This is a genomic window from Gemmatimonas sp., assembly GCF_044345575.1.
GTDB lineage: Bacteria > Gemmatimonadota > Gemmatimonadetes > Gemmatimonadales > Gemmatimonadaceae > Gemmatimonas.
On sequence record NZ_JBIJAW010000397.1, the window covers coordinates 1 to 2,877 of the forward strand.

The window sequence follows — 2,877 nt, forward strand, 5'->3', positions numbered from 1 at the left end:
TGTTCATGCTTGCCGCCGACGACGAAGATTTCGATGACGAGGGCTTCGACGAGGACGATCTCGACGAGGACGAAGACGATGTCGACTTCGACGACGATGATGATGATCTCGACGACGATGATGACGACGACGACGACTTCGACGACGATGATGAAGACGACGACGATGAAGACGACGAGGACGAGGACGACGAGGATTACGATTACGACGACGACCTCGGCTACGGCGACGAAGACGATCCCGACGCGTGAGCGTCGGCTCGGATCGCTGACCTGAGCGCCGCTCTGATGTGACAGGAAGGACGCGGGCGACCCACGAGGTCGCCCGTTTCGTTTCGGGGGGCCAAACCCCGACCTCCGATACGCGAAAACGGACAGGTCCCTTTACGCGGGGGATAGGAGGAGCTACATTATGCGGCTCTGGTGGATCGGCGGCGCGTTTTGCACTGCCTGGCACCGGGCCTGTAGCTCAGGTGGTTAGAGCGCACGCCTGATAAGCGTGAGGTCAGAGGTTCAACTCCTCTCAGGCCCACTGTAGCAACAACGCCCCCGTCGCGAGTGATCGCCACGGGGGCGTTGTCGTTCTGTGCGCCGGGTGACAGCATGGCCGTATGTCTCCTCTCCGCGCCCTCCGCGAAGGCCGTGTGATCGTCTGACCGGTCTCGCCCTAGGTTCGGCGGCAGACACCCGTCGGCCTGATCCGATACGTTTCAGGGATGACCAATTCCTCCGGCGGCACGCCGTACGAAACATGGCAGCAGGGGCCGGCGCGGGTCGGCGATCTCACCGTCACCGTTGCCACCAAACCCGGCGTGTTCGCGCACGGAGCCATCGACACGCCATCGGTAATGCTGGCCGAAGCGGTAGGTGAGCGCGCGGCGTCGGACGGCTCTTCGTCGCTGCACCTCGGCAGTGGCAACGGACTGGTGCCTGCCGTTGCCAAGGCCATGGGGTATCGCGCCGTGGCGTTCGACCGGTACTTCACCAACGCCGAAGCGACGCGACGCACGCTCGACGCACAGGCCGGCGAGGCGCACGCGGTGCATCACGCGGCGCTGGTGAATCCGCTGGTTGCTGCCGACAGTTGTACCCTGGTCACGATTCGTATTCCCACCGACAAGCTCGGCATGCAGATCGCCGTGGCCGAGGCCTTCCGCGCGCTGGCCGAGGGAGGCACCTGTCTGCTGGCGGGCGCCAATGACGAGGGGGCCAAGCCGGCGGCACGCCTGCTCGAGACGGTGTTCGGCAACGCGCAGGTTGCCGCGCAGCACAGCGGCTGTCGCCTGCTGGCGGCGACCAAGCGTAGCGGTACGCCCGGCGATGCCGACCTGTTCGCCAACCCGTGGCTCGACGCCGAGCACTTTTACGAACTCACGGTGACGTTGGCCGAGACCGAGTTCGTGGCCAGTACCCGTCCCGGTGTGTTCTCGTGGGAACACGTGGACGAAGCCACGGCCATTCTGGCCGACCTGATGCGCATCGATAATGGCGAGTCGGTCATCGATCTCGGTTGCGGCGCGGGCATTCTCGGTGTGGCGGCCTCACGGTGGACGCCGATGGGCCGTGTACTCATGCTCGATGCCGATGCTGATGCGGTACGCTGCGCCGCGCGCACCGCGGCACACGCCGGCAGCGGCAACGTGGAGGTGCGCGCGAGTGATGTGGCCTCGGCCGCCGGCGATGAACGCGTGGACGTGGTGGTGAGCAATCCACCCTTTCACCTCGGCAAGGGGACGGAGCTGGCCATCCCGCGGGCATTCATCGAGCAGGCCTATGCCCATCTTGCCCCGGGCGGTCGGTTGTACCTCGTGGCCAATCGCACGTTGCCGTACGAACGACTGATCGCCGAGTGTTTCGGTGAGGTGCGTACCGCACATGATGGCCGGCGCTTCAAGGTCATCGGCGGCGTGCGGCGTGGCTGAGCCGGGGCCGGCGTCTCGCGGCGGAAGCGTGTCTTCACAGACGTCGCGGTGGGTGCCGAGCTGGGTCCCCCGATGGCTCACGTTGTCAAATCTGTTCACGGCGGCCGTGCTCCTCTGGGCGGCGCCGCGCTGCTGGCCCCATGTGGAGGCATTGATCGGTGCCCGCCTCAAGGAGGCGCGCGTACCGGTCTACACCGTGACCACCCGCGACGGTCGCACGATTACGCCGGACAGCCTGCGTGGTCGGGTGGTGTTCGTGAACGTGTGGGCCACGTGGTGTCCGCCGTGCCGCGCTGAAATGCCGGCGTTGCAGCAGCTGGCTGATACATACGCGGCAGAAGGCCTCGTGATGCTCGGGCTCTCGGTCGACCGCGGCCCTGCGAACACCGTCGACGCGTTTCTCGCCGAGCGGCATATCACCTATCCGGTGGCGATCGTTGGCGCGGATGTGATCGGTGCGTTCGGCGGCGTGCGTGGCTATCCCACGAGCTTCCTCGTGGACAAGGCCGGTGTGGTTCGACATGCCGTGATGGGCCCGGTGGGCCCGCTCACCTTGCGACCGGCCTTACGCCGATTGCTTGCGGAGTCGGTTCCGGCCACGCGTTGAGCGATGGCGCGCGCTGCGAGGGTTAGCGCTGCGAGGGCTAGCGCTGCGCCGCCTTGGCGGCGCGTGCGGCGTCGCGTAGCTGCATGACCTCGTCGCTGGCCAGCATGCGCCAGTGCCCCTCGGGCAGGTCACCGAGCGCGAGGGGCCCGAACGACACACGCTGCAGCGCGGTAACGTGGTTGCCGGTGGCGGCGAACATGCGCCGCACCTGGTGATATCGCCCTTCGCGGATCGTCAGGCGGGCGCGCTGCGGGGCGATCACCTCGAGCGTGGCCGGCAGCAGCGGCGTGCTCTCGCCCTGGAGCATCAGGGTACCGGCGGAGAACAGCGCCGCCTCATCACCGCGCAG

Annotated in this window: 3 protein-coding genes, 1 tRNA gene and 1 pseudogene; 4 read left to right on the forward strand and 1 reads right to left on the reverse strand. The window is 66.8% G+C overall.

Annotation, left to right across the window (positions count from 1 at the left end; all coding sequences use genetic code 11):
- From ACIQ6O_RS15715 to ACIQ6O_RS15730, 4 genes are all read left to right on the forward strand, one after another.
- A partial coding sequence (locus tag ACIQ6O_RS15715) for a hypothetical protein (RefSeq protein ID WP_396208720.1) occupies nucleotides 1–251 on the forward strand: 251 nt, incomplete at its 5' end.
- Nucleotides 252–457: 206 nt separating this feature from the next.
- Nucleotides 458–531: transfer RNA gene (locus ACIQ6O_RS15720), tRNA-Ile, on the forward strand.
- A 184-nt stretch (nucleotides 532–715) separates the two neighbouring features.
- Nucleotides 716–1,921, forward strand: a complete 1,206-nt coding sequence (locus ACIQ6O_RS15725; protein ID WP_396208721.1) for a class I SAM-dependent methyltransferase — start codon at nucleotides 716–718, stop codon at nucleotides 1,919–1,921.
- 28 nt (nucleotides 1,922–1,949) lie between these two features.
- Nucleotides 1,950–2,528 carry a TlpA family protein disulfide reductase gene (locus ACIQ6O_RS15730; protein WP_396208722.1) on the forward strand — a complete coding sequence of 193 codons (579 nt, stop codon included), beginning with the start codon at nucleotides 1,950–1,952 and terminating at the stop codon, nucleotides 2,526–2,528.
- 37 nt (nucleotides 2,529–2,565) lie between these two features.
- Here ACIQ6O_RS15730 and ACIQ6O_RS15735 read toward each other — a convergent pair.
- Nucleotides 2,566–2,877: pseudogene (locus ACIQ6O_RS15735) on the reverse strand (16S rRNA pseudouridine(516) synthase); the annotation flags it as partial.